We start from the raw sequence: 26,281 nt of genomic DNA, 5'->3' as shown, positions 1-26,281 counted from the left end.
TGACCCCGGGGCCGGGCCTCCGCGAGAGAAGACCGCATGCTCGCCTACACCGTGCGCCGCATCCTCGTCTCCATACCCGTCCTCGTCGTCTCCACGTTCATCGTCTTCCTGGTCGTCATCAACTCCGGCGACCCGGTCGCCAACTACGCCACCTCCCGGCAGCCACCCCCCAGCAAGGCCGCCGTGACCGCCTTCGCCCGGCACATCCACGCCGACCAGCCGGTCGTCGAGCGCTACTGGAACTGGATCACCGGCGTACTGCACGGCGACTGGGGTCCCTCCGTCCAGACCAACCTGGACATCGGTCACGACCTGTTCACCCGCTTCCGGGTCACCGTCACCCTGGTCGCCGCCGCCATGCTGCTCGCCCTCGTGATGTCCGTCGTCTTCGGCGTGTTCAGCGCGATCCGCCAGTACAGCGCGGCCGACTACACCATCACCTTCTTCGGCTTCCTGTTCCTCGCCATGCCCGTCTTCTGGTTCGCGGTGCTGCTCAAGCAGGCCGGGATCTGGTTCAACCAGGAGACCGGCAGCCAGTTCCTCGGCACCATCGGCGAGAAGTCGCCGTACCTCGAAGTGGACACCACCTGGAACGAGTTCACCGACCGCATCGGCCACCTCGTGCTGCCCACCATCACCCTCGCCCTGGTCTCCTTCGCCTCCTGGACCCGCTACACCCGCGCCTCCATGCTGGAGGTCCTGGACAGCGACTACGTGCGCCTCGCCCGCGCGAAGGGGCTGCGCCGCGGCACGGTGCTCACCCGGCACGCCCTGCGGACCGCCCTCATCCCGCTCGCCACCGTCACCGCCCTCGACATCGCGATCATCCTCGGCGGCGCGGTCATCACGGAGACGATCTTCCAGTGGCACGGCATGGGCGAGATGCTCGTCCAGGCCGCCACCACCCTCGACGTCTACCGCACGATGGCCTGGCTGCTGCTGTCCGCCGTCGTCGTCATCGTCTTCAACCTCTTCGCCGACCTCCTCTACGCCGTTCTCGACCCGAGGATCCGCTATGACTGACATCGGCGCGCTCGGGCCCACCGGCACCCAACCAGCCCGTAGCGACCACGAGTTCACCGTCGCGCAGCGCAGCCAGACCCAGCTCGTCCTGCGTCGCTTCCTGCGCCACCGGGCCGCCATGATCAGCCTCGTCGTCTTCGTGCTCATCGTGCTGTGGGCGTTCGTCGGCCCGCACCTGTGGCACTACTCGTACGCCAAGTACACCAACGACAACTCGCAACCCCCCTCCTGGAAGCACCCGTTCGGCACCGACTCGTCCGGCTACGACGCCTACGCCCAGGTGATGCGCGGTACCCAGACCTCGCTGAAGATCGCCATCCTGATCGCCCTGGGGTCCACCCTGGTCGGCGCCGTGTGGGGAGCCGTCGCCGGCTTCTACCGGGGCTTCGTCGACGCGCTGATGATGCGCGTCGCCGACCTGGTCCTCACCCTTCCGCTGTTCGCGATCGCCCTGGTGATCTCCTCGCGCAGCGGCGGCTCCTGGTACTGGATCGCCGTGGTGATCGCCGGACTCACCTGGGCGTACGTGTCACGGGTGGTGCGCTCGACCGTACTGTCCCTGCGCGAGAAGGAGTTCGTGGAGGCGGCCCGGGCGCTCGGGGCGTCCGACACCCGGATCATCTTCCGGCACCTGCTGCCCAACGCCCTCGGACCGATCATCGTCAACGCCACCATCCTGGTCGCCACCGGCATCCTCACCGAGACCGCGCTCTCCTTCCTCGGCTTCGGCGTCCAACCCCCCGACACCTCACTCGGGTTGCTGGTCGCGCAGGCACAGACGGCGGTCGACACCCGGCCCTGGCTCTTCTACATCCCCGGCGCCTTCATCATCGCCATCGCCCTCACCATCAACTTCATCGGCGACGGGCTGCGCGACGCCTTCGATCCCCGGCAGCAAAGGGTGCGACAGTGACCCACACCAGCGGCAACGGCATCGGCCACCTGACCGGCAGCGGAGAGGAGTCCGGCGCCGTCCTCGAAGTCGAGGGCCTGAGCGTGGAGTTCCCGACCGAGGACGGGACCGTACGGGCCGTACGCGGCGTCGGCTACCGACTGGAGCGCGGCGAGGCGCTGGGCATCGTCGGCGAGTCCGGCTCGGGCAAGTCCGTCACCGCCCTCGCCGTGATGGGGCTGCTGCCCGGCTCGGCCCGGGTGCGCGGCTCGGTGCGCTTCGACGGCGCCGAGCTGCTCGGGATGTCCGACGCCCGGCTGTCGGACGTACGCGGCAGCGGCGTCGCCATGGTCTTCCAGGACCCGATGACCTCCCTCAACCCCGTCTACACCGTCGGCTACCAGATCGCCGAGACCCTGCTCCGGCACAATCCCGGGCTCGGGAAACGCCCCGCCCGCGCACGCGCCGTCGAACTCCTCGGCACGGTCGGCATCCCGAGCCCCGAACGGCGCGTCGACAGCTACCCGCACGAACTCTCCGGCGGGATGCGCCAGCGCGTCGTCATCGCCATCGCGATCGCCAACGACCCCGACGTGATCATCGCCGACGAACCCACCACCGCCCTCGACGTCACCGTCCAGGCACAGATCCTGGAGGCCCTGGAGACCGCCCGCGCCGAGACCGGCGCCGCGCTCGTCCTGATCACCCACGACCTCGGAGTGGTCGCCGGCCACACCGACCGGGTCGCCGTCATGTACGCCGGACGGATCGTGGAGACCGGCTCGGTCGAGGACATCTTCTACACCCCACGCATGCCCTACACCCTCGGCCTGCTCGGCTCCCTGCCCCGCCTCGACCGCGAGGAGGAGCGCCTGACCCCCATCACCGGCTCCCCGCCCTCGCTGCTGAACCTCCCCCCGGGCTGCCCCTTCGCCCCGCGCTGCCCGATGCGGCGCGAGGCCTGCGACGGCACCGAACCCGCCCTGCGCCCCGTCGGATCCGACGCCCACCGCAGCGCCTGCCACTTCGCCGACGAACTCGTGGACACGGCGGCCGGCGAGGTCTTCGACGCGGTCGGCGCCGACGCCGAGGCCCTCGCCCGGTTCGCGGACCTGGAGGACGATGCCCGATGACCGCCCCGACGTCTTCGCTCCCCCCGCTGCCGGGCCACGGCGGCACCGGCGCCCCCGTCCTCCAGGTCCGCGACCTCGTCAAGCACTTCCCGGTGATGTCGAAGGGCGTGGTCCGCCGGCGGGTCGGCGACGTGCACGCCGTCTGCGGGGTCTCCTTCGACCTGCACGAGAACGAGACGCTGGGCCTGGTCGGCGAGTCCGGCTCCGGCAAGACCACCGTCTCCCGCACCCTGCTCAACCTGGAGACCGCCACCTCGGGCACCGTGCACTACCGCGGCCGCCCGCTGACCGAACTGAGCCGACGTCAGATGCGGCCGTTGCGGCGCGAGTTGCAGATCGTCTTCCAGGACCCGTACGCCTCCCTGGACCCCCGCGTCTCCGTCCACGAGATCGTCGCCGAACCCCTGCGCATCCACGGCCGCTACGGCCCGGGCGCCGCCGACGAGGTCCGCGAACTGCTGCGCCTGGTCGGCCTCAACCCCGAGCACGGCAACCGCTTCGCCCACGAGTTCTCCGGTGGGCAGCGCCAACGCATCGGGATCGCGCGGGCGTTGGCGCTGCGCCCCAAGGTGGTGGTGCTGGACGAACCGGTCTCCGCCCTGGACGTGTCCATCCAGGCCGGTGTACTCAACCTGCTGATGGACCTCCAGAACGAACTGGGTCTGTCCTTCCTCTTCGTGGCGCACGACCTCTCCGTGATGCGCCATGTCGCCGACCGGGTCGCGGTGATGTACCTCGGCCGGCTGGTCGAGATCGCCCCGGCCCGGCAGCTGTTCGCACGTCCCGCGCACCCCTACACCCAGGCCCTCGTCTCCGCGATCCCGCTGCCCGACCCGCGCAAGGAGCGTGCCCGTACCCGCATCACGGTCCAGGGCGACGTCCCGAGCCCGGTCCGCCCGCCCAGCGGCTGCCGCTTCCGTACCCGCTGCCCCAAGTTCGCCGACCAGCTCACCGACAGCGAACGCACCGTCTGCGTCGAACAGGCACCGGACCTGGTCGACCGGGGCGGCGGCAACCCGGTCGCCTGCCACTACGCGGAGAGCGTGGAACTGCTCTGACCGTCCTGGTACGGGAACGGCGTCAGCCGGCTCTCCGCTGCCAGGCGCCGGCAGAACTCCTCCATGGTCACCGCGAGCGGCGCGTGCCGGACCAGCAGGTCGGCGGCGGTCCCAGGAATGCCCTCGGGCCGTCGCCCGGCGGCACAGGCGCGCACGAACTCCGCACGCTCCTCGCCCCGGTACCCGTACAACGCGGTGACCAGCCAGATCACCAGGTAGTAGCCGGTGTACGCACGGTCGTAGTGCCGGTGCCCGCCGAAGAAGTCCCGCTCGGCGGCGGCCAGCCGGAAGCGGGAGCTCAGTGAGAGCCCGAAGTCGGTGAGGTACAGCCGCCGGCCGTCGGTGAGGATGTTGTGGAAGTGGGCGTCAAGGTGCAGGAGCCCGCTGCTCTCGAGAAACCCGACCAGCTCCTCGAGACCCCGGGCCGTCGCCGCGCACGCCGCGTCCGCGCCCCGCGTACGGATCTCGGCGTCCAGCCAGTCGTGCAGGGTGTACGGGAAGTGTTCCAGGAACAGGGTCAGGCTCGCGGTGGCGTCCCGCAGCCCCTCGATGCGCTCCCGCACGCCGGCGGAACCGCCCCAGTACGCCACCGCCCGGTCGACGTCGGCGAGTTCGGCGGGCAGGGGGAGCGGGGCCTGTGGCAGTACCCGCCAGTGGTGCAGCAGCGGGAAGCCGGGGAAGCGGCCGCCGAGAACCCAGTCCGTCGTCACGGTGTGCGCGGCCAGCTCCCGCCAGGCGCCGAACCCCGGCCCGCCGACGGCGCCGACGCCGTAGTGGCAGTACGACGGCAGCCCGAACAGGTTCGCGGTGGAACGGCTGTGGCGCGGCTCCCGCTCCCGGTCGGTCAGCGGGATCCGCTTCACGAACACGGGTGTGCCGTCCACCGTGACCCGTACCGCCTGTCCGCCGATCCCGGTGCCGAGGCCCTCGCCCGCCCCGACCAGTCCGGCCAGTCGGTCGTCGCTCAGCCGGGCCAGGGAGGCCGCGATGCCGGTGTGCGCGGTGATACGAGGCTCGGTCTCGGTCATGCCCTCATGGTCGCCGTGGTGGACCGTAGGTGTCCGCGGATCTCGTCAGCACGTGTGACGCGCGCGTGGTGACCGGATCGCCGTGGCCGAAGCAGGCCACCTCCGCGTCCAGCGCTGCCAGCCGCCGGAAGGACGCGACGGCTCGGTCGCGGTCCACGTTGAACACCCCGAGGATCACCCCGTCGGCGTCCGGCGCCGTCGCCACCGCGTCCCCGGTGAACAGCACGCCGTACGAGGGGAGACGGACCGCGACACTGCCCTCCGTGTGCCCCGGCGCGTGAACGATCCGCGCGCCGCCGCCGAAGTCCAGGACGTCCCCGTCGGACAACTCCGTCACCCGGTCCGGCGGGACCGGTGCCAGAGGTAGGCCTGGCCCAGCGGGAAGCGCAGCAGGTGCTGCCGGGGGAGCAGTTCGACGACGTCCATGCGTCCGACCCTGGGGAGGACCCCCGTCCGCGGACGAGGGTCCTCTGCCGTGGGCAGAGCGGTTCAGCCCACCGCGTACGTCGCCGCACCGGTCAGGCCGGGTACGTCAGCCCGCCGCGTAGTTGCGCAGGAACAGCGCCTCCGCCACGGACAGCCGCTCCAGTTCCTCGGGCGACACGCTCTCGTCGACCGCGTGGATCTGCGCCTCCGGTTCGCTCAGGCCGATCAGCAGGATCTCCGCCCGCGGGTAGAGGCCCGCGAGGGTGTTGCACAGCGGGATCGAACCGCCCTGACCGGCGTACTGCATGGTCTCGCCGGGGTAGGCGACGGCCATCGCGTCGGCCATCGCCCGGTACGCCGGGCTCGTGGTGTCGGCCCGGAACGGCTGGCCCTGGCCGACCGCCTCCGTCCGCACCCGCGCACCCCACGGGGTGTGCGCCTCCAGGTGCGCCTGGAGCAGCTTGTTCGCCTCCGCCGCGTCCATGCCCGGCGGCACCCGCAGGCTGACCAGGGCGCGGGCACCGGCCTGCACCGACGGGGTGGCTCCGACGACCGGCGGGCAGTCGATGCCGAGCACCGTGACCGCCGGACGGGCCCAGATGCGGTCCGCGACCGAACCGTCACCGATCAGCTCGACGCCGTCCAGCACCTTCGCGTCCGCGCGGAACTGCGCCTCGTCGTACTCCAGGCCCTCCCAGGCCGCGGCCGGCGCGAGTCCGTCGACGGTCGTCGAACCGTCCTCGGCGCGCAGCGAGTCCAGCACGCGGATCAGCGCGGCCAGCGCGTCCGGGGCGGCGCCGCCGAACTGCCCGGAGTGCAGATTGCCCTGGAGCGTGTCGATCTGGACGCGCACCAGGGTCATGCCGCGCAGGGTGGTGGTCACGGTCGGCAGCCCGACGCGGAAGTTGCCCGTGTCGCCGATGACGATCGCGTCCGCCGCCAGCAGCTCCGGGTGCTGCTCGGCGTACCGCTCCAGACCGCCGGTGCCCATTTCCTCGGAGCCCTCGGCGATCACCTTCACGTTGACCGGGACACCGCCGTTCGCCTTCAGCGCGCGCAGCGCCAGCAGGTGCATGATCAGGCCGCCCTTGCAGTCGGCCGCACCGCGCCCGTACCAGCGGCCGTTCCGCTCGGTCAGCTCGAACGGCGGGGTCGTCCAGGCGGCCTCGTCCAGCGGCGGCTGGACGTCGTAGTGCGCGTACAGCAGGACCGTTTCGGCGCCCTCGGGTCCCGGCAGGTAGCCGTACACCGACTGCGTGCCGTCCGGGGTGTCCAGTACGGCGACGTCCACGAAGTCCTCGGCACGCAGCGCGTCGGCGACCCACTTCGCGGCCCCCTCGCTCTCGCTCTTCGGGAACTGGGCGAAGTCCGCCACCGACTTGAAGGCCACCAGCTCGGCGAGCTCCGCCTTCGCCCTGGGCAGCAAGGCGGCGACGGTCTCGGCGACCGGATTGGACGACATGGGCACGCTCCTCGTGGGTGCGACGTTGAACTGGTGAGTGCACCGATCCTCCCACAGTGGCCTGCGGCGATCTCCGCCGTAGGATGCGGGGGGACAGGTGACAGGTGCCGGCCCGTGGCCGGGCGGTACCTGACAGTGCCTGGCCCATGGCTTGATATGGCTTGACACAGCTTGATACGGCTTCTACGGCTTGATCGGAGCAGCGGACCATCGTGAGCGGCGAGAATTCTTCGGCGGACGACGTGCAGGCGGACGACGTGCAGCGGGTGTGGGACGTCGTCGTGGTGGGCGCGGGACCCGCGGGGGCCTCGGCCGCCTACGCGGCGGCGGTCGCGGGACGGCGCGTGCTGTTGCTGGAGAAGGCCGAACTGCCCCGCTACAAGACCTGCGGCGGCGGCATCATCGGCCCCTCGCGCGACGCGCTGCCGCCCGGCTTCGAGCTGCCCCTCAAGGACCGGGTGCACGCCGTCACCTTCTCCAACAACGGACGGTTCACCCGCACCCGCCGCTCCAAGCAGATGATGTTCGGGCTGATCAACCGGCCCGAGTTCGACCAGCAACTGGTCGAGCACGCCCAGAAGGCCGGCGCCGAACTGCGCACCGGAGCCGCCGTGCAGCGGGTCGAGCAGCACGGCTCGGCCGTCCCGGACCGGCGCACCGTCGCCGTGGTCCTCCAGGGCGGCGAGACCCTGCTGGCCCGCGCGGTGGTCGGCGCCGACGGCAGCGCCAGCCGGATAGGGGCACACGTCGGGGTGAAGGTCGACCAGGTGGACCTCGGCCTGGAGGCGGAGATCCCGGTCCCGGAGACCGTCGCCGAGGACTGGCGGGGCCGCGTCCTCATCGACTGGGGTCCCATGCCGGGCAGTTACGGCTGGGTCTTCCCCAAGGGTGACACCCTCACCGTCGGGGTGATCTCGGCGCGCGGCGAAGGCGCGGCCACCAAGCGCTACTTGGAGGACTTCGTCGCCCGGCTCGGCCTGGCCGGCTTCGAGCCGAGCATCTCCTCCGGCCACCTGACCCGCTGCCGCGCCGACGACTCGCCGCTGTCCCGGGGACGGGTGCTCGTCTGCGGTGACGCCGCGGGCCTCCTGGAGCCGTGGACCCGTGAGGGCATCTCCTTCGCCCTGCGCTCGGGACGGCTCGCGGGGGAGTGGGCGGTGCGGATCGCCGAGGCCCACGACGCCGTGGACACCCGCCGCCAGGCGCTGAACTACGCCTTCGCCGTCAAGGCGGGGCTCGGCGTCGAGATGAGCGTCGGCAAGAGCATGCTCGCCGCGTTCGAGCGCCGTCCCGGGCTTTTCCACGCCGCGCTGACCGGGTTCCGGCCGGCCTGGCGGGCGTTCAAGGAGATCACCCAGGGCCGCACCTCACTCGGCGAGCTCGTCCGCTCCCACCCGCTCGCCCAGCGCGCCCTCACGGCCTTCGACCCCGGCCCGGCGGCCAAGGCCAAGGCGGCGGCCGAGGCAGCGGCCAAGGAGCGGCCGGCCGGCGAGGACACGGACGCATCCGACGAGGACGCCGTCACTTCGTGACGCCGAGCCGGAAGACGGGGTGGACGGCGCCGGCCGAGCCGGGTTCCGCGTCGGAGGACGTGGCCGTCACCCGGCTCGGTCCGTCACCTTGGCGAGGAACGCGGCGAGGTTGGCCGTCGTCCGCTCGATCTTCTCCTCCAGGGTGAGCGACTCCGGTATGCGCCCGCCCACGCCCGCGTCCCGCTTGCCCCGCACGTACAGCGAGCAGGCGAGGTCGGAGCAGAGGTAGGCGCCCACCGAGTTGCCCTGCTGCCCGGCCTTCCCCGCCTTCGGCGCGACCATCAGCGAGACGCCCCCGGAGTGCGTGGTCAGGCAGATCCTGCACATGCTGCGCCGGGCCGTCCAGGAGGACGGGCTCGGACAGCGCAGCGCCACGGCCAGCGCGCGGCCGTCCACTTCGGTCACCAGGTAGGCGCGGTCGGGGGCCTGCGGGTCCCGCCAGCCGAAGTAGTCCAGGTCCGCCCATGGCTGTCCGTCCAGGTCGTGCGGGACGGTCAGGCGCTTCGCGGCACCCTTGGTGCAGTTCACGAACGCGGCACGGATCTCTTGCTCACTCAGCGGTCTCATATAGTGCACGCTAATTTGCCTAAAGGTATTAGGCAAATGCATAATCGATTCAGGTGATGGCGTGCGGGAGTCGAGCGGAGGAGTGGCGGTGGCACGAGCGGGACTGACCACGGAACGGCTGGTCAGGGCGGGAGCCGAGCTGGCCGACGAGGCCGGCTTCGACCAGGTGACCGTCTCGGCGCTGGCCAGACGGTTCGACGTGAAGGTCGCGAGCCTGTACTCGCACGTCAAGAGCTCCCAGGACCTGCGGACCAGGATCGCTCTGCTCGCCCTGGAGGAGATGGCCGACCGGGCGGCCGAGGCGCTGGCCGGACGGGCCGGCAAGGACGCCCTCCTCGCGTTCGCCGGCGTCTACCGCGACTACGCCCGCGCCCACCCCGGCCGGTACGCGGCGGCCCGGCTGCGCCTGGACCCGGAGACGGCGGCCCGCAGCGCCGGCGTCCGGCACGCCCAGATGACCCGGGCCGTCCTGCGGGGCTACGACCTGAGCGAACCGGACCAGACCCACGCCGTCCGCATGCTCGGCAGCGTCTTCCACGGTTACGTCGACCTGGAACTCGCCGGCGGCTTCAGCCACAGCGCCCCCGACAGCCAGGAGTCCTGGACCCGCATCCTCGACGCCCTCGACGCCCTGCTGCGCGACTGGCCCGCGCCGGCCTGACCGACGCCCGCCATCCCGGCCGGGCGGAGGCATGGGCAGGGGTAGACGCGCAGGCGGAGTCGGACGCAGTGACAGAGACAGAATCGGACGCAGAGACAGAGGCAGAGGCATTGAGCACCGAGCACGACCAGCGCTGGATCACCACGCCCATCACCGCCGACCTGCTGCGCGGCGCCCTCGATCTGGAACACACGGAGCACGGCGTGCTGCCGCACCGGCTCCCGGCCCGGGCCCGCGCCCAGTGCGCCGACCCGCAGCTCGCCATGGTCGAGGCCCAGCCCTCCGGCGTACGCCTGGTCTTCCGTACCCGGGCCACCGCCGTGGAACTTGACACCCTGCCCACCAAGCGGCTCTACGTCGGTGCCCCGCCCCGGCCGGACGGGACGTACGACCTGCTCGTCGACTCCGCCCTGAGCGGCCAGGGCGTGGTCACCGGCGGCAAGGTCCAGGTGATCGACATGAGTGCCGGAACCACGGAAGTGCGCCCCGGCCCGCCCGGCACCCTCCGTTTCACCGGCCTGCCCGAGCGCGAGAAGGACGTGGAGATCTGGCTGCCTCACAACGAGACCACCGAACTGGTCGCCCTGCGCACCGACGCCCCGCTCACCGCCGTAACCGACCACGGCCGCAGGGTGTGGCTGCACCACGGGAGTTCCATCAGCCACGGCTCCGACGCGGCGAGTCCCACGGCCGTCTGGCCGGCGGTCGCCGCCGCGCTCGGCGGAGTGGAACTGGTGAACCTGGGGCTGGGCGGCAGCGCCCTGCTCGACCCGTTCACCGCCCGCGCCATCAGGGACACCCCGGCCGACCTGATCAGCCTGAAACTCGGCATCAACGTCGTCAACGCCGACCTGATGCGGCTGCGCGCCTTCGGTCCCGCCGTACACGGTTTCCTGGACACGGTCCGTGAGGGCCACCCCACCACCCCGCTGCTGGTCGTGTCGCCGATCCTGTGCCCCATTCACGAGGACACCCCCGGTCCCACCGCCATGGACCTGAGCGCCTTCGGCGAGGGCCGGCTCACCTTCACGGCCGTCGGCGACCCGGCCGAGCGCGCGAGCGGCAAGCTCACCCTGAACGTCATCCGGGACGAGCTGGCCCGCATCGTGGCCGAACGCGCGGCCGACGACCCCCACCTCCACTACCTCGACGGCCGTGCCCTCTACGGCGAGGCCGACGCCACCGAACTCCCGCTGCCCGACCAGCTGCACCCCGACGCGCCCACCCACCGCCGTATCGGCGAACGCTTCGCCGGCCTCGCCTTCGCCGACTCCGGCGCGTTCGCGGCCGACGGCGACCGACCCGAGGTCCGCTGACCCGACGGCGACCGACCCGAGGTCCGCTGAGCCTGCGGTGACCGACCCGAGGTCCGCTGAGCCTGCGGTGTTCACCGGGCCGGGTGAGCCTGCGGTGTTCACCGGGCCGGGTCGGCCGTGGCGCCGTCGCCGCCGTCCGGGACCAGGACGACCTTGCCCGTCACCGTCCCCGACTCGGCGAGTCGCAGCGCCTCGGCGGCCCGGGTGAGGGGCAGCCGCGCGGCGATGTGCGCGCTGACCTCGCCGCGCCACAGGGCCTCGAACACCTGGGTGAGGTCGGCGCTCAGCCGGGCCCGGAAGCGGTCCTTGCCGAACGCGCGGCCCGCCCAGACGTTGAAGAAGAAGGCGTGCCTGCCGTTGGGCAGCGCGTTCCACAGCCACACCCGGCCGAGGATCTTCAGTACGGGCCACTGCTTGGAACCCGAGTCGTCCCGGGTGGTGGCGCTGCCGTACGAGACGAGGGTGCCGCCCGGCGCGAGGAGCTTCCAGGAGTCGACGACGCTGCGCCCGCCGAGGTGGTCGAAGACGGCGTCGACCCCGCCGGGTGCCAGTTCACGCACCCGGGCCGGGACGTCCGCGGCGCGGTAGTCGACCGGGGTCACCCCCAGCTCGCGCAGCGCGTCGTGATGACGGACGGAGGCCGTGCCGATCACCCGCAGACCCGCCGCGCGGGCCAGCTGCACGAGTACGGTGCCCACCCCGCCGTTGGCCCCGTGCACCAGGATCGTGCCGCCCTCGCGCACACCGGCCTTGCGGTGGAGCATCTGCCAGGCCGTGATGCCGTTGACGACCAGGGTCTCCGCCTCCGCCGCGCCGATCCCGGCCGGTACCGCCACGGCGTCGGCCGCGTCGAGCAGGACGTGGCTGGCCCAGCCGCCGACCTTGACCAGTGCCGCCACCCGCTCGCCGACGAGCCCGGGCGTGACACCCTCGCCCGCCGTGACCACCGTGCCGACCAGGTCGTAGCCCGGGACGAAGGGGAACGGCGGCTGGTCGTAGTAGCGGCCGCGGCGCATCTGCTGCTCGGCGAAGGAGACCCCGGTGGCCTCCATCCGGACGACGATCTGGCCGGGGCCCGGGACCGGGATCTCGCGGTGCCGGATCTCCAGGCCCTCGGGCTCCACCGTGCCAGGCAGGACGACCTCGACGAGGCGGGTGGCTCCGGCGGTACCTGAAGCTGCTGCGGTTCCCATGACGACCTCCGTCTGTGAATGCTTGTCGCTTGCGTTAGAAGCTATAACTAACATGATTGAGCATCGCGAAAGTGTCAAGCTCTCGCGAAAAGGGAGGAGGCTCTTGGTCGTTAGAGGCTGTCTCGAAAGTGATAGGTTGGAATGAGACGAACAAGCCAGCAGCTCAGGCGAGAGGAGCGTGACGGCGATGGCGGCGGACGCGGGCGCAGGCGAAGAGGCCGGGGTAGACGTGACGAGTCCACGAGAGCGATACCGGGCCCAGGTGCGCTCGGACATCAAGGCGCGCGCCTGGGACCAGATCGCCAGATCCGGTGCCACCGGCCTGTCCCTGAACGCGATCGCCAAGGAACTCGGCATGAGCGGCCCCGCCCTCTACCGCTACTTCGGCAGTCGGGACGAGCTGATCACCGAGCTGATCCGCGACGCCTACCGCAGCCTGGCCGACACCTTCCGCGCCGCGGCCGAGTCGGGCGCCGGTCTCGAAGGCCTCGCGCAGGCCCTGCGCCGCTGGGCACTGGACGACCCCCAGCGGTACTTCCTCGTCTACGGCACGCCGGTCCCCGGCTACCACGCGCCCGACGACATCACCGCGATCGCCCGCGAGATCATGGGCGCCCTGCTCGACGTCTGTGCGTCGGCCGGGCTGGAGGCTCCCGCGCCGGCCTCCGCGAGTTTCACCGCGCATCTCAGCCAGCACCGCCAGTGGGCCGAAGGCCATCCCGCGCCGCCCGGTGTGCTGCGCAAGGCGCTCGCCTTCTGGACCCGGATGCACGGGGTGCTCTCCCTGGAGCTGGCCGGGCACTTCACCGGCATGGGCTTCGGCCCGGAGCGGCTGTTCGACGCGGAGGTGGCGGAGCTCACCCCGGGCCGCTGACGACCGGCCCACGGCCCCGACCGCCAACCCCGACCGTCCCCCCGGGCCGTCCCCCCGGGCCGTCCCCCGGATCAACCCCCACGACCGTCCCGCCGCCCGTCACTCCCGACCGTCCCCCCGGCCGGCGGGCACGGACCGCGGCCGGCCTACTTCCCCCGGAGTACGTGTGATCACCTCGCCGGGCTGACGCCCGCGTGGGCCGACGGCGTCTAGCGTGGCGGGCATGGACGAGCAGCGCGTACGGCAGCGCGGCCCGGCGCGGTGGTGGCGTCTCGGGCCCCCGTGGCATGACGCCGACGAGGCGGACGCCGAACCGGCCTCCGGTCGTCTGCCGTGGCGTTCCACCGTGCCGCTCACCGTCCTGGTGCTGGTGGGCTCGAACTTCGTGGCCCATGCGCAGCCCCACCGTGAACCCCTTGACGTCTACGCCCGGCTGCTGCTCCTCGCCATGTGTGCCCTGTTGCTGTGGCGGCAACGGCATCCGGTGCCGGTGGCGTACGGCACCGCCGGGCTCGCCCTGGTCTACGTGGGGGCCGGCTACCCCTACGGTCCGGTCTTCGCGGCCGTCGCCGTGGCCTGCTTCAGTGCCGTGGTGGCCGGGCGGCGCCGGGCAGCCTGGGCGGCCCTCGGGATGCTGTGGGCCGGCCACCTGCTGATCTCGCTCTGGCTCTACCGCGTGCTGCCACCGCCGGGTGACAAGGGGGCGAACCCGGGCCAGGAGGTGATCATCGCCACCTGGGTGCTGATCATCGCCTCGGTGGCCGAGCTGGTCCGGCTGCGGCGTGAGCAGTGGGCGCGGGAGCGAGCGGACCGCGCCCAGGCGGCCAGGCGCCGCGCGGACGCGGAACGGCTGCGGATCGCACGTGAGTTGCACGACGTCCTGGCGCACAGCATCTCGGTCATCAACGTCCAGGCGGGGATGGGGCTCGTGCTCCTGGACTCCGATCCCGAGCAGGCCAGAGCAGCGCTCACCACCATCAAGGCGGCCAGCAAGGAGGCGCTCGGCGAGGTCCGCCAGGTGCTGGACACCCTGCGCGCGCCGGGAGCCGCGCCGCGTGCGCCGGCGCCGGGTCTGGGCCGGCTGCCGGAGCTGGCCGAACAGGCGGCGGCCGCCGGACTCACCGTGACGGTGGAGGGGGAGCCGCCGCGGTTGCCGCCGGGCGCCGACCTGGCGGCCTTCCGGATCGTCCAGGAGGCGCTCACCAATGTCGTACGGCACTCGGGTTCGCGGCGGGCGCGGGTCCGGCTCGAACACGGGGGAGGGGAGCTGCGGTTGCGGGTCGACGACGACGGACCGGCGAGCGGTGCGGACGCGGGCGGCAGCGGGAACGGGCTGGCCGGTATGCGGGAGCGGGCCCAAGCCCTGGGTGGCACGATCGAGGCGGGCCCGCGCGCCGACGGCGGTTTCCGGGTGCTGGCCGTACTGCCCTTGACCGAGCCGCCCTTGACCGAGCCGCCCTCGACCGAGCCGCCCTTGACCGAGCCGTCCTTGACCGAGCCGCCCCCGACGGAACCGCCTCTGATCCAGCCGCCCTTGACCGACCGGGAGGGCCGATGATCCGGGTGCTGCTCGCCGACGACCAGTCTCTGGTACGCGCCGGCTTCAGGGCGTTGCTCGACGCCCAGCCGGACATCGAGGTGGCAGGTGAGGCGGCCGACGGCGAGGACGCTCTGGGCAGGGTGCGTGAACTGCGCCCCGATGTCGTCCTCATGGACATCCGCATGCCGCGTCTCGACGGGTTGGCGGCGACCCGGCGCATCACCGGTGAACCGGAGCTGAAGGACGTCAAGGTGGTCATGCTGACGACGTTCGAGCTCGACGAGTACGTCTTCGAGGCGATCCGGTCCGGCGCCTCCGGTTTCCTGGTCAAGGACACCGAACCGGAGGAACTCGTGCGGGCCGTGCGGGCGGTGGTGGACGGGGACGCTCTGCTGTCGCCGGGGGTGACGCGTCGGCTGATCGCGGAGTTCGCGGCCCGCTCCAAGGAACCGGCCGCCGCCGACGCCCTCTCCCGGCTCACCGAGCGGGAGCGGGAGGTGATGGCACTGGTCGGCATCGGTCTGTCCAACGCGGAGATCGCCCGGCGCCTGGTCGTCAGCCCCCTCACCGCGAAGACCCACGTGAGCCGCACGATGGTCAAACTGGGTGCTCGGGACCGGGCCCAACTGGTCGTTCTGGCCTACGAGTCGGGCCTGGTACGCCCGGGCTGGCTGGGCTGACCGGCACACCGGCCGACGACACACACTCCGCCGGTCCCGCATCACGCCATGCCCCCGGGCCGGTCCCGCACCGCCACCGTCCCCCGGGCCGGTCCCGCACCGCCACCGTCCCCCGGGCCGGTCCCGCAGCACGGCCGTGCGCCCGGCGGAGCAACAGGCCCCGCCGGGCGCCGGCTTGGCGGCGGCCCCGTCAGTCGCGTGCGGGCACGCGCTCCGCCTCCAGGGAGGTGGACCGGGCGATCACGACCGTCTGCCGGGCACGCTTGGCGCGCAGTCCCGTGAGCGTGATCAGCAGTCCGGCCAGGGCCACGCCCGCGACCACCACGAAGCCGGGCCGGTAGCTGTCGAGCACGGCCTGCGGGGCCGCCTGCGCGGGGGCGCCCGCGGTGACCACGGCGGTCACGATCGCCAGGAAGATCGCACCGCCCACCTGCACCGAGGTGTTGAGGAGCCCCGAGACCATGCCCTGCTCGTGGTCGTCGACGCCGTTGGTGGCCTGGATGTTGAGCGAGGGGAAGACCAGGGCGCAGGCCGCGCCGATCAGCAGCATCGACGGCAGGATCACCGCCGCGTAGCCGGGGCTCAGGTCGATGCGCAGGAACAGGGCGTACCCGAGGACCATGAACGCGAAGCCCGCCGCGATCAGCCGCGGGGTGCCGAAGCGGTCCACGATCGCGCCGACCTTGGTCGAGGAGATCGCCACCAGTGCGCCCGCGGGCAGGAAGGCCAGTGCGGTGTGCAGCGCCGACCAGCCGAGCAGGGACTGCATGTACAGCGTGGTCAGGAACTGGAAGCCGACGTACGAGCCGAAGAAGGCGACGGCGCCGAGCTGGGCGCGGATCTGGTTGCCCGAGCGCAGCACGCCGAGCCGGACGAGCGGGCCGGGGGAGCGGCGTTCGACCTGGACGAACACGGTCAGCAGGACGGCGACCGCGAGGAACGAGAGCAGGGTGCGGGCCGAGGACCAGCCGACCTGCGGGGCCTCCACCACGGTGAACACCAGGAGCAGCATCGAGGCGGTGCCGAGGATCGCGCCGGGGATGTCGTATCCGTTGTGGTCCCGCTCGCGGGCGCTGCGCGGCAGCAGCCTGAGGCCGGCGAGCAGCGCGATCAGGGCGATGGGGGCGGGCAGCAGCATGGTGAGGCGCCAGCTGGCCTCGGTGAGCAGGCCGGACAGCACCAGGCCCATGGAGAAGCCGGTGGCCGCGCAGGTGGTGTAGATGGAGAGGGCGCGGTTGCGCAGCGGGCCCTCCGGGAACGTGGTGGTGATGATCGAGAGGCCGGCCGGGGCGGTGAAGGCCGCGCTGAGGCCCTTGATGAAGCGGCTGGCGATCAGCAGCGGTCCCGAGTCGACCAGGCCGCCGAGCAGGGAGGCGACCGCGAAGACGCCGAGCGCCACCAGGAACACCTGGCGCCGGCCGAGCAGATCGGCGGTGCGGCCACCGAGCAGCAGCAGGCCGCCGTACCCCAGGATGTAACCGCTGACGATCCATTGCAGGGTCGAGGTCGACAGGTGCAGGTCGGAGCCGATCGACGGCAGGGCGACGCCGACCATCGACACGTCCAGGGCGTCCAGGAACATCGCGGCGCAGAGCACCAGCAGCGTGCCCCAGAGCCGGGGGGTCCAGCGGACCGCCGACGACGCGGCGGCAGGGGCGGTGAGCGGAGAGGTCATGACCCCAGAGACTACATGCACATGCATCGAATGCAAGAGCATTTAATTACGATGCAACAATCCGGTTTCTCTGCTACGGTGCCGAGATGGCGGCGAAGAAGCCCGAGCAGGCGCTCGTGGAGCAATGGCGGGACATTCTGGCCCTGCACGCCCGTGTCCAGTGCGAACTCGACCGTACGCTGCACGATCATGGCCTGTGCGCCAGCGACTTCGAGGTCCTCGACCTGCTCTCCGACGGGGCGGCCGCGGACGGCGGTTGCAGCTACCGGGTCCAGGAGATCGCCGAGCGGGTGCATCTCAGTCAGAGCGCGCTGTCCCGGCTGGTCGCCCGGCTGGAGAAGGACGGCCTGGTCGAGCGGACCATGTGCGCGGAGGACCGGCGGGGCGTGCGGGTGGCGCTCACCGGGAAAGGGCGCGCGCTGCACGGTGAGGTGCTGCCCATGCAGCGCGCGGTGCTGAGCCGGCTGCTGGCCGGCTGAACCGGTCGCTCAGATACCGGAGTCGGTCCGCCACAGGGCGGCCAGTTCCGGGTCGCCCGTCACCTGCGGCACCGGCACCCGGTTCCACAGCGCCAGGTACAACAGATCGGCGGGACCGGCCAGTTCGGCTTCCGCCGGGCCCGTCTCGCCGGGCTCGGCCACCGGGGGCCCGGCTGTGAGCCGTACGGTCCACACCGCGTCGGCGTCCACGGCGCGCACTCGCAGCACACGTGGCGTGCTGGTGCGTACCCGGCTGCGCGGCCGGGCGTGGAAGCCGCGCAGCAGTTCGTCGATGCCGTCGACCGCGAACTCGGTGGCGACGGGCGACACCGGGCCGCCGCGCGCGGACTCGGCGTCGTACCGGTGGACGGTCGTCTCGTGCGCCTGCCGACGGGTCCAGAAGGCGAGCGGTGAGGCGACGGGAGCCGGGTGGAAGGTCCAGCAGGACAGGCCGGCCGGTGCGTCGGCCAGGGTTTCGACGAGCCGGCGGTGGCTGTCCCGGTACCACGCGACCAGCTCCGCGCCGTCCAGGTCGGGAGGGCCCGGGAACGGGCGGGGCTCGGGGTGCGCGTCGGTGACGACACCGGCGGCCCACCGGTGGACCGTGCCCGTGTGCCGCAGCAGGTCACGGACCTGCCAGTCGGGGCAGGTCGGTACCTTGGCGTCGGGCCCGGCCGCCTCGGCGGCAGCGGCCAGCGACCGGCCCTCGCGGTCCAGGGTCTCAAGGAACTCGGCAGTCTCCATGCCGTGAGTCTGCACGACGACGTGGGCGCTAACGCAACAGGAAACCCACCGCGTATCCGAGGGCGTTGACCGCCCAGTGCAGGGCCGTCGGTGCCAGCAGGGAACCGCTGCGGTCGCGCAGCCAGCACAGCAGGCAGCCCGCGACGGTCGTGAACAGCACGGCGCCGACGTCCACCAGGACCACCCCGGTGACCGAGTGTCCGAACACCGAACCCAGCGTCGGCTTGTCCGCGCCGAGGTTCAGCGAGGGCAGGATGTGCCAGAGGCCGAACAGCACCGAGGAGAGCACGGCCGCCGCCGTCGCGGTCCGCAGGCGGCACAGCAGTGCGAACAGGACGCCGCGGAAGGCGACTTCTTCCAGGAGCACGGTCCCCACGGGCACCGCGACCAGCGCCTTGAACGTGATCTCCGGACCGCTCAACGCGTCCGTCCGCTGGTCCTCGAACAGCCCGCGGGTGACCGGCAGCAGGGCCCCGCACAGATAGACGGCCGCGACGATCCCGATGAGCGCGAAGGCCCAGCGCACCCCGTCGGACCAGGAGCCGCGGCCCAGCCCGAGCTCCGTCCAGCTGCCGCCGGCCCAGAACAGCAACGCCACCAGCACGGCCGAGGCGACGACCGCGGTGAGCAGGATCCAGGACCGGGCCCACCGGTTGTCCAGCAGGTTGACCGCCACCAGCACGGCGACCACCAGCACGACGGCCGTCCGGGTGGGAAGCCTCGGTACCGGCACGGCACGCCCGGCCCGGTGTCAGAACCGGACCGGGACGCGCACCGGCGTGGTCGTCGCGGGGAGCCTCGGCCCGGCCGTGGGCGAGGCGGCGTGGGGACGGACGGTGGTCTGCGCCTGGGCCATGCCCACCACCATCGGGCACCCGCTGGTGCTCCGCACCTTTTGCCGACCGGGCGGACCGGTTCGCGGACCTTCCGGATGCGGGGCCGCGAGCGGTGGCCGATCGTGGTCCCGAGGTGGCCGAGTGAGTGGTGTGGGCAGGGCTCTGAACCGTACGAGGGACTGGACCCGCCGGACGGCGGAGCGGGCGCGCCGGACGGGGGAGCGAGTGCGCGGGACGGGGGAGCGGGTACGCCGGCACGCGGGACCCGGCCGGGTGGTCCGGCGGCGCCCCTGCTGGGGCGGCCTCGCCGTGGCGGTGCTGTGCTACTGCCTGTCCCTGACTCCGTCCCTGCTGCCCCGCGCCTGGTGGCTCCAGGGGCTCGCCGCCGGGGTCTCGGCGGTCGTCGGCTACGCCGTAGGCACCGTGCTGGAGACCTTTGCCCGGTTCCTGCTCCGCTGGGCCGGTGTCCGGGTCCGCCCGCGCGTCCTCAGGATCGTCCGGCCGGCGCTGGTGGTGCTCTCGGTCGCCTCGGTCGTCACCGTCACCGCCTGGAGCGTCCGCTGGGAGGGCGAGGTCCGCCGCGCGGTGTCCCTGCCCCCGCAGTTCGCCCGGTGGCAGTGGGCGCTGGTCCCGGTCGTGGCCGCGTGCGTCGCCGCCCTGCTCCTCCTGCTCGGCCGCGCGGTACGACTCGGCACCCGCGTCCTCGCCCACGCGCTCGGCGCCCACGTGCCGCGCCGCGTCGCCTACGGCACCGGAGCCGCCGTGGTCGCGTTCGTGATCGTCGGAGTCGTCCAGGGCTTCCTGCTGCGGGCGGCACTCGACGCGATCGAGAGCGGCGCCTCCCTCGCCGACCGGGGCACCACCGAGGGCGTGCACCGGCCGGACCTGCCCACCCTCTCCGGCGGTCCCGACTCCGCCGCGCCCTGGGACACGCTCGGCGCCAAGGGCCGTGACTTCGTCGGCACCGCCACGCCACGCGCGGACATCGCCGCCTTCACCGGCCGCCCGGCGCAGGATCCGGTACGCGTCTACGTCGGCCTGCGCTCCGCCGACACCCTCGACGAACGTGCCGCCCTCGCCGTACGGGAACTCGAACGCACCGGCGGTTTCTCCCGGCAGGTCCTCGCCGTCATGGGCACCACCGGCACCGGCTGGATCAACGACCAGGGCAGCAAACCCCTGGAGTACATGTGGGGCGGTGACACCGCCCAGGTCGCCATGCAGTACTCCTACCTGCCCAGTTGGGTCTCCGCGCTCACCGAGGACGAGGCCGCCGCCACCGGCCGCGCCCTGTTCCACGCGGTCCACGACCGGTGGCGCACCCTCCCCGCGAACTCCCGCCCCCGGCTCCTCGTGTACGGGGAGAGTCTCGGCTCCTTCTCCATGGAGTCCGCCCTCGACGGCTCCCTGACCACGCTCACCTCGGAGACCGGCGGGGCGCTTTTCGTGGGGCCGACCTACGACAACCCCCTGTGGAAGAGGATCACCGCGGAGCGCCGGCCGGGCAGTCCCGAGTGGCGGCCGGTGGTCGCCGACGGGGCGAACGTGCGGTTCGCTCAGGTGCCGAAGGACTACGGCATCCCCGCGACGCCGTGGGGAGAGCCCCGCGCGGTGTATCTACAGAACGGTTCCGACCCGGTCGTCTGGTGGTCACCCGACCTGGCCCTGCACCAACCGGACTGGCTGGAGCGGCCGCGTGCCCGGGACGTGTCGCCGGCGATGCGGTGGTATCCGCTGCTGACGTTCTGGCAGGTGGCGTGCGATCTGGCGGGCGCCGACAGCGTCCCGGACGGCTTCGGACACCGCTACGGGACACTGCCGACGAGCGCGTGGGCCGAGATCACCCGCCCACCGGGGTGGACGGCGGCCGACACGGCGAGACTGGCCGGACTGCTGGAGTCGGTACCCGAGCCGGGACTGCTGGACTGAGGGACGCGCGGGCTCCCCACCAGCGGCGGCTCCCCACCGGCGGCGGCACGCCGCCTGCGGTGGCACGCGAAGCGCGGTGGTACATGCCATGTCCGGCGGTGCATGCCACGTGCGGCGGCGTGCGGCGTGCGACGTTGCGCGCCGCGAGAGGCGTCGCGGTGTCCGGTTCCGCCCGGTGCTACCTCGTCGCCGCGCCGATCAGCGTCGCCACCGCCGCCAGCACCGCCACGCTCGTCAGGGCCGTCGGCAGGGACGCCCAGTCCGCGATGAAGCCGATCGCCGGCGGCCCCAGCAGCATGCCGCCGTAGCCCAGGGTGGACGCCGTCGCCACGCCCGACGGGCCGGCCAGGGCACCGGCCCGTTCCACCGCCACCGGGAAGAGGTTGGCCAGGCCGAGGCCCGTCACGGCGAAACCGAGCAGGGTGGCCCACACCCAGGGCGCGAGCGAGCCGAGGAGCATGCCGGCGGCCGCCGTCCCGCCGCCCAGGACCACGGTCCTGGACCGCCCGAGCCGCTCCAGCAGCCTCGTACCGCTCGCCCGGCCGACCGTCATGGCCAGTGCGAAACACGTGTAACCAGCCGCGGCGACCCCCACGGAAGCGCCCAGGTCCTGCCGCAGGTGCAGCGCGCCCCAGTCGGCCATCGCCCCCTCCCCGTACGCCGTGCACAGGGCGATCAGGCCGAAGACGAACACCATCCGGCGGGTACGGCGGTCCAGTCGGCGCGGGGCGGCCTCGGTACGGTCCTCGGGGTGCGGGACCGGGATGCCGTGGCGGAGCAGGGTGCGGCCGGCGACCGCGGTGACCAGGAGGCCGATCACGGTGAGGGTGAGCAGGTGGCGGGTGGGGGAGAGGGCGCCGGCGACCAGGCCGCCGAGCCCGGCGCCGATCATGCCGCCCAGGCTGAAGGCCGCGTGGAAGGTGGGCATGATCGGCCTGCGCAGGGCCGCGACCAGGTCGACCGCGGCGCTGTTGAAGGCCACGTTCAACCCGCCGTACGCGGCGCCGAAGACGAGCAGGACCGCGCCGAGGGCCGGTACCGAGTGGGTGAGCGGGGGCAGGGCCACGCTCAGGGAGAGCAGGACCGCGCAGGCCACCGTCACGCGGTGACTCCCGTACCGGCGGCACAGCCGGCCGGTGAGCGTCATGGTGATCACCGCACCGGCCGACACGCCGAGCAGCGCGAGCCCCAGCGCGCCGACCGAGGCATGGGTCTGGTGCTTGATGTCCGGGATCCGGACCACCCAGCCCGCGAAGACGAACCCGTCCATGGCGAAGAAGGCGGTGATGGCGATGCGGAGACGGGTGAGGGCGACGGGGCTACCCGGCACGACACTGTGCGAACGGGTTTTGTTTATTAGCGGCACAAAGTCAGCGTAGAAGGGTGTGCCGAGGGCCGCAAGGGCGATGCCGGCCGTACCGGCCGCTCAGCCGCGGTGGTGCCGGCGGCGGGCGGTGATGGCGGTGAGGTAGCCGCGCAGCATGATCTTCGCCTCGTCGAGCAGGGCGGTGTCGCCCGCGGCGTCCCGGCGGAACGCCTCCTGGGCCAGGGCGTCCGCCGCGAGGACGGCGGCATGGCAGGCCCGGCCCAGCTCCTCCGTGTCGTCGGCGACGCCCAGCGCCAGCAGGACCCGGCGCACCCCGTCGGCCATCCGGTGCTTGTGCTCCCGGTCCGCCGCCCGGGTCCGGTCGGTCAGGCCGCTGCCGAACCAGAGGGCGCGGAAGCCGTGTTCGGCGCGGTAGAGCCCGGCGTAGCGCTCGATGAGCACGCCGACCGGGTCCGGCCAGCGTTCGGTGGCCGCGCTGTGCGCGAACTCCGCCATCACCGCTTCGAGCCGGGAGAAGTACGTGGCCGCCAGCGCGTCGATGATCGCGTCCCGGTCGGGCAGGTACTGGTACAGCGAACCGACCGAGACCCCGGCCTCCGCGGCGACCCGGGTGGTGGTCAGCGCCTGGACGCCCTCGGCCACCAGCACCCGCTCCGCCGCCTCCAGCACCCGCGCCAACCGCGCCTTGCTGCGCGCCTGTTGAGGAGTCCGGCGCAGGACGGCCCCGGTCTCGTCGGCGGTCGGCTCGCTCACGTACGGCTCCCGAATCTGAACGTGACTTTGTTTCAGGTTTACGTTACCGTCGCGGCCATGACGGACTCAAGCTCCGCGCTGGTGCAGGAGCGGGCCGCGGTGGCGGACGTCTGCCGCCGTCTGGGCGCCGCGGGACTGCTGGTCGGCACGGCGGGCAACGTCAGCGTGCGGGTGGGGGACCGGGTGGCGGTCACCGCGACCGGAGCCGTGCTCGCCCACCTCACCGCGGGCCAGGTGACGGTGGTCGACCTGGCGGGCGAGGTCGTCGCCGGGACCCTGCAACCGACCTCCGAACTGGACCTGCACCTGGGGGTCTACCGGCGTTACGGCGCCGGTGCGGTCGTCCACACGCACGCCCCGATGGCCACCGCCCTCTCCTGCGTGCTCGACGAACTTCCCTGCATCCACTACCAGTTGCTGGCACTGGGTGGCACCGTGCGGGTGGCGCCGTACGCCACCTTCGGCACCCCGGAACTCGCCGCGTCGGTGCTCGCCGCGCTGGACGGCCGCAGCGCCGCCCTGATGGCCAACCACGGCTCCGTCACCGTCGGCCCGACCCTCGACAAGGCCGTCGAGAACGCCCTGTTGCTCGAATGGGCCTGCGGGGTCTACCAGCACGCGGCGGCTCTCGGAAAGCCCCGGGTCCTGGACGAGCACCAGCAACTCGCGGTGATCGAGGCCGCGATCGCACGGAACTACGGCACCACCCGATCCCTGAAGGAGGGCAAGCCATGAGAGTCGTCACGATGGGCGTGCACGTGCTGGACGTACTGGTGCGGCCGGTGGACGCGATACCCGAGGGCCAGGGCGCCACCCTGGTCGAGGACATCAGGATGACCGCCGCCGGGACGGCCGGCGGCACCGCCCTCACGCTCGCCAAGCTCGGCGCCACGGTGCTGACCACCGGGGCGATCGGCGCCGACGCCACCGGTGACATGCTGGTGCGGCTCCTCCGCGGGGCGGGCGTCGGCACCGAGTTCCTGGTCCGCCGCACCGACACCAACACCTCGGCCAGCGTGCTGCCCATCAGCTCCACCGGCGACCGGCCCTCCCTCCACCTGCTCGGCGCCAACGTCACCTACGGCCTCGACGACGTGCCCTGGGACGCCATCGCCGAGTCCCGTCATCTGCACCTCGGCGGACCGGAGTTGATCGGGGTCGAAGTCGCCGCGCGGATCCTGCACTTCGCCAAGGAGCACGGTGTGACGACTTCCGTGGACCTGCTCGCCCCCGGTGTGTTCGGCAGCTTCGAGCAGATCGCGCCGGCGCTGCCGCACATCGACCTCCTGCTCCCCAACGACGACCAGGTACTGGGTTTCTCCGAGGAGGACGACCTGGTGGCCGGCGCGAAGAAACTGGTCGGCGCCGGGGCCGGACTGGTAGCCGTCACCCGCGGTGCCGACGGGGCGCTGCTGGTCACCGCCGACGGTACCGAGACGGTCCCCGCGTTCGAGATCGACGTCGTGGACACCACCGGCTGCGGTGACGCGTTCTCGGCCGGATTCGTCTACGGCATCGGACTGGGCCGCACGCCGTCCGAGTCCGCCGTGCTCGGCAACGCCGTGGCGGCACTGGTCGCCCAGGGACTCGGCAGCGACCACGGGGACTTCGACCTCGACGCCGCCGACGCGTTCGCGGCCGGCGGCGCCAGGCGTGTGTGACGCGTGACGTCGGCCACGGCCGTCCCGGACGCCCGAGAGGTGCCTCCACGTCCCTCGAACCGCTGAAATCCTGCGGATATTCACTCGCCCCGGGCGTCTGTGTTCGTACCGGGTCCGGCAACAGCTCGGTTAATAACTGCTCGCTGGTTGGTTACCACAGAGTGAGCGGGCCATGATGGGCCCATGACGTTGGCCTCGCGCGCTCTGGCGCAACTGGCGACCTGGCCCGACCTGACCCAGGCCGTTCCGAGCTGCGGCCTGGGCCAGGCGGTGAGTTCGACGCAGGGCGAGATCGCGCACTTCCACTCCGACCGTGACGTGGACCTGCGTCTGACGACCCATGCCATCCGGCACTTCGCCAAGGACCTCAAGAGCACGGGAGCGATCCGGATCGTCCCGGGCTCGCAGTGGGTGACCATCCGGCTCGACGCCGCGAGCGACGTCGACCTGCTGCTGACCCTGGTGAGCGTCGCCCTCCAGGCGCAGCAGAGCTGGCCGGACCCGGCCGACCGGCCCGTGTTCGGCTGCAACGACGAGCGGGGCGCCGGTTTCGTCAGCGCGCAGACCAGCGGTATGTGAGGGGGCGCGGCCGAGTCACACGGTGACGACCCGGATCCCGGCCTCCTCGAACCCGCGCACCGTCTCCGGTGCCGCAGCCGTGTCCGTCACCAGCGTGTCGACCAGTTCGGCCGCGCAGATGCGGGCGAACGCCCGGCCGCCCAGCTTGCTGGAGTCGGCGGCGACGACCACCCGGGCCGCGCGCTCGCACAGCAGCCGGTTGACGGCGGCCTCCGCCTCGTCATGGGCCGCGGCGCCGTGCTCGACGTCGAAGGCGACCACTCCGAGCACCGTCACATCCAGGGTGATCTGACCCAACACCCCGTCCGTGAGCGGTCCGACGAGTTCGTACGACTGGGCGCGCGCCACCCCGCCGGTCACCACGATCTTGAACTGCGGCCGTACGGCAAGCTCGTTGGCGATGTTGAGCGCGTTCGTGACGATCGTCAGCGCCGGCGTGCCGGAGGTGAGGTCACCGCGCACGGCCAGGGCGCGGGCCACCTCCGTGGTGGTCGTGCCACCGGTCAGCCCCACCGCCTCGCCCGGCGCGACCAGTTCGGCCACCGCCTTGGCGATCCGCTGCTTCTCCGAGGCCCGCCGCGCGGTCTTGTAGCGCAGCGGCAGCTCGTACGACACCCCGTGCACCACCGCGCCGCCCCGGGTGCGCACCAGCATCTGCTGTTCGGCGAGCTGGTCGAGGTCCCGGCGGATCGTGGCCGCCGACACCGCCAGCTCGGCCGCCGCCTCCTCGACCTCGAGGCGACCGTGCTCCACGAGCAGCTCGAGCAGCGCCTTCCAGCGGGCGTCCCGCGACATCCACCGCCTCCGTTCCTGGGCCTCCCGGCGACCCTAGCGCACCCGGATCCCGACGACATGCCTGATTGTGCTCGAAAAGCGACCCCATCTTGCAAGAATGCGCACGACGGGGGGTCGG

At 72.4% G+C, this 26,281-nt stretch carries 26 protein-coding genes; 15 read left to right on the top strand and 11 right to left on the bottom strand.

The features are described 5' to 3' along the window. The first annotated feature begins 36 nt into the window (after positions 1-36). The 4 genes from AAW13_RS27755 to AAW13_RS27740 are packed head-to-tail and all read left to right on the top strand — an operon-like array spanning position 37 to position 4,106. A complete protein-coding gene (locus AAW13_RS27755; protein ID WP_046729308.1) occupies positions 37-1,023 on the top strand; it encodes an ABC transporter permease in 987 nt (328 codons plus the stop codon). Then, positions 1,016-1,936, top strand: coding sequence for an ABC transporter permease (locus AAW13_RS27750; RefSeq protein WP_046729307.1), 921 nt, complete (start codon positions 1,016-1,018; stop codon positions 1,934-1,936). The genes AAW13_RS27755 and AAW13_RS27750 overlap by 8 nt, the downstream gene beginning before the upstream one ends. After that, positions 1,933-3,048, top strand: coding sequence for an ABC transporter ATP-binding protein (locus AAW13_RS27745; RefSeq protein WP_240528757.1), 1,116 nt, complete (start codon positions 1,933-1,935; stop codon positions 3,046-3,048). The genes AAW13_RS27750 and AAW13_RS27745 overlap by 4 nt, the downstream gene beginning before the upstream one ends. Continuing rightward, a complete protein-coding gene (locus AAW13_RS27740; protein ID WP_046729306.1) occupies positions 3,045-4,106 on the top strand; it encodes an ABC transporter ATP-binding protein in 1,062 nt (353 codons plus the stop codon). The genes AAW13_RS27745 and AAW13_RS27740 overlap by 4 nt, the downstream gene beginning before the upstream one ends. Here the strand turns inward: AAW13_RS27740 and AAW13_RS27735 are convergent. Genes AAW13_RS27735 through AAW13_RS27725 form a run of 3 tightly spaced genes read right to left on the bottom strand, consistent with a single transcriptional unit; the run spans position 4,079 to position 7,022 of the window. Continuing rightward, a complete protein-coding gene (locus tag AAW13_RS27735) occupies positions 4,079-5,134 on the bottom strand; it encodes a BUD32 family EKC/KEOPS complex subunit (RefSeq protein ID WP_046729305.1) in 1,056 nt (351 codons plus the stop codon). The genes AAW13_RS27740 and AAW13_RS27735 overlap by 28 nt on opposite strands. 4 nt (positions 5,135-5,138) lie before the next feature. Continuing rightward, entirely contained in the window at positions 5,139-5,627 is a 489-nt protein-coding gene (locus AAW13_RS27730) for an MBL fold metallo-hydrolase (RefSeq protein WP_079178993.1), read from the bottom strand. Positions 5,628-5,666: 39 nt separating this feature from the next. Beyond that, on the bottom strand, positions 5,667-7,022 hold the full coding sequence (locus AAW13_RS27725; protein WP_046729304.1) for a dipeptidase: 1,356 nt from the start codon (positions 7,020-7,022) through the stop codon (positions 5,667-5,669). A gap of 212 nt (positions 7,023-7,234) precedes the next feature. Here AAW13_RS27725 and AAW13_RS27720 point away from each other — a divergent pair, with 212 nt between their 5' ends. Next, entirely contained in the window at positions 7,235-8,554 is a 1,320-nt protein-coding gene (locus AAW13_RS27720; protein ID WP_046729303.1) for a geranylgeranyl reductase family protein, read from the top strand. 66 nt (positions 8,555-8,620) lie between these two features. Here AAW13_RS27720 and AAW13_RS27715 read toward each other — a convergent pair whose 3' ends face one another. Next, the gene (locus tag AAW13_RS27715; protein ID WP_046729302.1) at positions 8,621-9,121 is read right to left on the bottom strand and encodes an FBP domain-containing protein; all 501 of its coding nucleotides are present in this window, start codon (positions 9,119-9,121) and stop codon (positions 8,621-8,623) included. Between the two features lie 88 nt (positions 9,122-9,209). Between AAW13_RS27715 and AAW13_RS27710 the strand changes: the two genes are divergently transcribed. Together AAW13_RS27710 and AAW13_RS27705 are read left to right on the top strand one after the other, a co-directional pair. Then, on the top strand, positions 9,210-9,782 hold the full coding sequence (locus tag AAW13_RS27710) for a TetR/AcrR family transcriptional regulator (RefSeq protein WP_046729301.1): 573 nt from the start codon (positions 9,210-9,212) through the stop codon (positions 9,780-9,782). Between the two features lie 110 nt (positions 9,783-9,892). Beyond that, on the top strand, positions 9,893-11,098 hold the full coding sequence (locus AAW13_RS27705; RefSeq protein ID WP_046729300.1) for a GDSL-type esterase/lipase family protein: 1,206 nt from the start codon (positions 9,893-9,895) through the stop codon (positions 11,096-11,098). 98 nt (positions 11,099-11,196) lie between these two features. On the opposite strand, the gene AAW13_RS27700 is transcribed toward AAW13_RS27705, so the two are convergent. Continuing rightward, entirely contained in the window at positions 11,197-12,291 is a 1,095-nt protein-coding gene (locus AAW13_RS27700) for a medium chain dehydrogenase/reductase family protein (protein WP_046729299.1), read from the bottom strand. 187 nt (positions 12,292-12,478) lie between these two features. Here AAW13_RS27700 and AAW13_RS27695 point away from each other — a divergent pair, with 187 nt between their 5' ends. The 3 genes from AAW13_RS27695 (at position 12,479) to AAW13_RS27685 (ending at position 15,385) form a co-directional block, all read left to right on the top strand. Further along, positions 12,479-13,165 (top strand): TetR/AcrR family transcriptional regulator, encoded by a 687-nt coding sequence (locus tag AAW13_RS27695; RefSeq protein ID WP_046729298.1) that lies wholly within the window; start codon positions 12,479-12,481, stop codon positions 13,163-13,165. A 223-nt stretch (positions 13,166-13,388) separates the two neighbouring features. Continuing rightward, a complete protein-coding gene (locus tag AAW13_RS27690) occupies positions 13,389-14,723 on the top strand; it encodes a sensor histidine kinase (RefSeq protein ID WP_107483423.1) in 1,335 nt (444 codons plus the stop codon). Further along, a complete protein-coding gene (locus AAW13_RS27685) occupies positions 14,720-15,385 on the top strand; it encodes a response regulator transcription factor (RefSeq protein ID WP_046729297.1) in 666 nt (221 codons plus the stop codon). The genes AAW13_RS27690 and AAW13_RS27685 overlap by 4 nt, the downstream gene beginning before the upstream one ends. A 190-nt stretch (positions 15,386-15,575) precedes the next feature. On the opposite strand, the gene AAW13_RS27680 is transcribed toward AAW13_RS27685, so the two are convergent. Then, positions 15,576-17,060 (bottom strand): MFS transporter, encoded by a 1,485-nt coding sequence (locus tag AAW13_RS27680; protein WP_046729296.1) that lies wholly within the window; start codon positions 17,058-17,060, stop codon positions 15,576-15,578. A gap of 86 nt (positions 17,061-17,146) precedes the next feature. On the opposite strand from AAW13_RS27680, the gene AAW13_RS27675 reads away from it, so the two are divergent. Next, positions 17,147-17,539, top strand: a complete 393-nt coding sequence (locus AAW13_RS27675) for a MarR family winged helix-turn-helix transcriptional regulator (RefSeq protein WP_046729295.1) — start codon at positions 17,147-17,149, stop codon at positions 17,537-17,539. A 9-nt stretch (positions 17,540-17,548) separates the two neighbouring features. On the opposite strand, the gene AAW13_RS27670 is transcribed toward AAW13_RS27675, so the two are convergent. Together AAW13_RS27670 and AAW13_RS27665 are read right to left on the bottom strand one after the other, a co-directional pair. Continuing rightward, the gene (locus AAW13_RS27670; RefSeq protein ID WP_046729294.1) at positions 17,549-18,283 is read right to left on the bottom strand and encodes a maleylpyruvate isomerase family mycothiol-dependent enzyme; all 735 of its coding nucleotides are present in this window, start codon (positions 18,281-18,283) and stop codon (positions 17,549-17,551) included. Positions 18,284-18,311: 28 nt separating this feature from the next. Further along, the gene (locus AAW13_RS27665; protein WP_046729293.1) at positions 18,312-19,016 is read right to left on the bottom strand and encodes a CPBP family intramembrane glutamic endopeptidase; all 705 of its coding nucleotides are present in this window, start codon (positions 19,014-19,016) and stop codon (positions 18,312-18,314) included. Between the two features lie 328 nt (positions 19,017-19,344). On the opposite strand from AAW13_RS27665, the gene AAW13_RS27660 reads away from it, so the two are divergent. After that, positions 19,345-21,048, top strand: coding sequence for an alpha/beta hydrolase (locus AAW13_RS27660; RefSeq protein WP_046729292.1), 1,704 nt, complete (start codon positions 19,345-19,347; stop codon positions 21,046-21,048). A 178-nt stretch (positions 21,049-21,226) separates the two neighbouring features. On the opposite strand, the gene AAW13_RS27655 is transcribed toward AAW13_RS27660, so the two are convergent. Both AAW13_RS27655 and AAW13_RS27650 read right to left on the bottom strand, forming a co-directional pair. Continuing rightward, positions 21,227-22,378: an MFS transporter gene (locus tag AAW13_RS27655; RefSeq protein WP_046729291.1), complete on the bottom strand. Its 1,152-nt coding sequence runs from the start codon at positions 22,376-22,378 to the stop codon at positions 21,227-21,229. A gap of 96 nt (positions 22,379-22,474) precedes the next feature. Beyond that, entirely contained in the window at positions 22,475-23,128 is a 654-nt protein-coding gene (locus AAW13_RS27650) for a TetR/AcrR family transcriptional regulator (RefSeq protein ID WP_046729290.1), read from the bottom strand. 57 nt (positions 23,129-23,185) lie between these two features. On the opposite strand from AAW13_RS27650, the gene AAW13_RS27645 reads away from it, so the two are divergent. The 3 genes from AAW13_RS27645 to AAW13_RS27635 all read left to right on the top strand — a co-directional run bounded on the left by AAW13_RS27645 (position 23,186) and on the right by AAW13_RS27635 (position 25,368). Then, positions 23,186-23,863 carry a class II aldolase/adducin family protein gene (locus AAW13_RS27645; protein WP_079178991.1) on the top strand — a complete coding sequence of 226 codons (678 nt, stop codon included), beginning with the start codon at positions 23,186-23,188 and terminating at the stop codon, positions 23,861-23,863. Next, a complete protein-coding gene (locus AAW13_RS27640) occupies positions 23,860-24,789 on the top strand; it encodes a carbohydrate kinase family protein (protein ID WP_046729289.1) in 930 nt (309 codons plus the stop codon). The genes AAW13_RS27645 and AAW13_RS27640 overlap by 4 nt, the downstream gene beginning before the upstream one ends. A gap of 183 nt (positions 24,790-24,972) precedes the next feature. Further along, positions 24,973-25,368 carry a luciferase domain-containing protein gene (locus tag AAW13_RS27635; RefSeq protein WP_046729288.1) on the top strand — a complete coding sequence of 132 codons (396 nt, stop codon included), beginning with the start codon at positions 24,973-24,975 and terminating at the stop codon, positions 25,366-25,368. A gap of 15 nt (positions 25,369-25,383) precedes the next feature. Here AAW13_RS27635 and AAW13_RS27630 read toward each other — a convergent pair whose 3' ends face one another. Further along, entirely contained in the window at positions 25,384-26,163 is a 780-nt protein-coding gene (locus AAW13_RS27630; RefSeq protein ID WP_046729287.1) for a DeoR/GlpR family DNA-binding transcription regulator, read from the bottom strand. Between the last annotated feature and the right edge of the window lie 118 nt (positions 26,164-26,281).

Source organism: Streptomyces humi, from assembly GCF_001005085.2.
Classification (GTDB): domain Bacteria; phylum Actinomycetota; class Actinomycetes; order Streptomycetales; family Streptomycetaceae; genus Streptomyces; species Streptomyces humi.
The sequence above is the reverse complement of the archived record's forward strand: the minus strand, read 5'-3'. Positions and strand labels throughout refer to the sequence as shown.

Excerpts from the sequence above, each read along its gene's own strand:
- AAW13_RS27680 (WP_046729296.1), bottom strand. The coding sequence starts at position 17,060 with ATGACCTCTCCGCTCACCGCCCCTGCCGCCGCGTCGTCGGCGGTCCGC.
- AAW13_RS27735 (WP_046729305.1), bottom strand. The coding sequence starts at position 5,134 with ATGACCGAGACCGAGCCTCGTATCACCGCGCACACCGGCATCGCGGCC.
- AAW13_RS27755 (WP_046729308.1), top strand. The coding sequence starts at position 37 with ATGCTCGCCTACACCGTGCGCCGCATCCTCGTCTCCATACCCGTCCTC.
- AAW13_RS27675 (WP_046729295.1), top strand. The coding sequence starts at position 17,147 with ATGGCGGCGAAGAAGCCCGAGCAGGCGCTCGTGGAGCAATGGCGGGAC.
- AAW13_RS27695 (WP_046729298.1), top strand. The coding sequence starts at position 12,479 with ATGGCGGCGGACGCGGGCGCAGGCGAAGAGGCCGGGGTAGACGTGACG.
- AAW13_RS27670 (WP_046729294.1), bottom strand. The coding sequence starts at position 18,283 with ATGGAGACTGCCGAGTTCCTTGAGACCCTGGACCGCGAGGGCCGGTCG.
- AAW13_RS27690 (WP_107483423.1), top strand. The coding sequence starts at position 13,389 with ATGGACGAGCAGCGCGTACGGCAGCGCGGCCCGGCGCGGTGGTGGCGT.
- AAW13_RS27640 (WP_046729289.1), top strand. The coding sequence starts at position 23,860 with ATGAGAGTCGTCACGATGGGCGTGCACGTGCTGGACGTACTGGTGCGG.
- AAW13_RS27685 (WP_046729297.1), top strand. The coding sequence starts at position 14,720 with ATGATCCGGGTGCTGCTCGCCGACGACCAGTCTCTGGTACGCGCCGGC.
- AAW13_RS27635 (WP_046729288.1), top strand. The coding sequence starts at position 24,973 with ATGACGTTGGCCTCGCGCGCTCTGGCGCAACTGGCGACCTGGCCCGAC.
- AAW13_RS27715 (WP_046729302.1), bottom strand. The coding sequence starts at position 9,121 with ATGAGACCGCTGAGTGAGCAAGAGATCCGTGCCGCGTTCGTGAACTGC.
- AAW13_RS27700 (WP_046729299.1), bottom strand. The coding sequence starts at position 12,291 with ATGGGAACCGCAGCAGCTTCAGGTACCGCCGGAGCCACCCGCCTCGTC.
- AAW13_RS27630 (WP_046729287.1), bottom strand. The coding sequence starts at position 26,163 with ATGTCGCGGGACGCCCGCTGGAAGGCGCTGCTCGAGCTGCTCGTGGAG.
- AAW13_RS27740 (WP_046729306.1), top strand. The coding sequence starts at position 3,045 with ATGACCGCCCCGACGTCTTCGCTCCCCCCGCTGCCGGGCCACGGCGGC.
- AAW13_RS27725 (WP_046729304.1), bottom strand. The coding sequence starts at position 7,022 with ATGTCGTCCAATCCGGTCGCCGAGACCGTCGCCGCCTTGCTGCCCAGG.
- AAW13_RS27645 (WP_079178991.1), top strand. The coding sequence starts at position 23,186 with ATGACGGACTCAAGCTCCGCGCTGGTGCAGGAGCGGGCCGCGGTGGCG.
- AAW13_RS27750 (WP_046729307.1), top strand. The coding sequence starts at position 1,016 with ATGACTGACATCGGCGCGCTCGGGCCCACCGGCACCCAACCAGCCCGT.